The organism is Jeotgalibacillus marinus, from assembly GCF_040801915.1.
In the GTDB taxonomy this organism is placed as follows: domain Bacteria; phylum Bacillota; class Bacilli; order Bacillales; family Jeotgalibacillaceae; genus Jeotgalibacillus; species Jeotgalibacillus marinus.
In genome coordinates this window covers 1-275 of sequence record NZ_JBFMIA010000146.1, presented here as the reverse complement: position 1 = coordinate 275, position 275 = coordinate 1, and the positions used below count along the sequence as shown (strand labels likewise).

Genomic DNA, 275 nt, shown 5'->3' with positions numbered 1-275 from the left:
GAAAGAGGGAGAAAGAGAAGGAGGAGGGGAGAGGAGGAGAGAAGAAGGGAAGGAAGGAGGAAAGGGGAAGGAAGAGGGGGGAAAAGAGGGGAAGAGAGGGAGAAGAAACGAGAAAGAGAAAAAAAGAGAAGGAGGGAAGGGAGGAGGAAAGAGGAGGGAGGAAGAGAGAGGAGAAAAAAAGGGGAGAAGAGAAAGAGGGGGGAGAAGAAGGAGGAGAAGAGGGAAGAAAAGGGAGAAGAGGGGGAGGGAGAGGGGGAGAAAGGAAGGGGGAAGAG

Annotated in this window: 1 protein-coding gene; it reads left to right on the top strand. The window is 53.1% G+C overall.

What is annotated here, in order from left to right:
* The coding region (locus AB1471_RS18935; protein ID WP_367780972.1) for a hypothetical protein at positions 1-275 on the top strand (275 nt) is incomplete at both ends.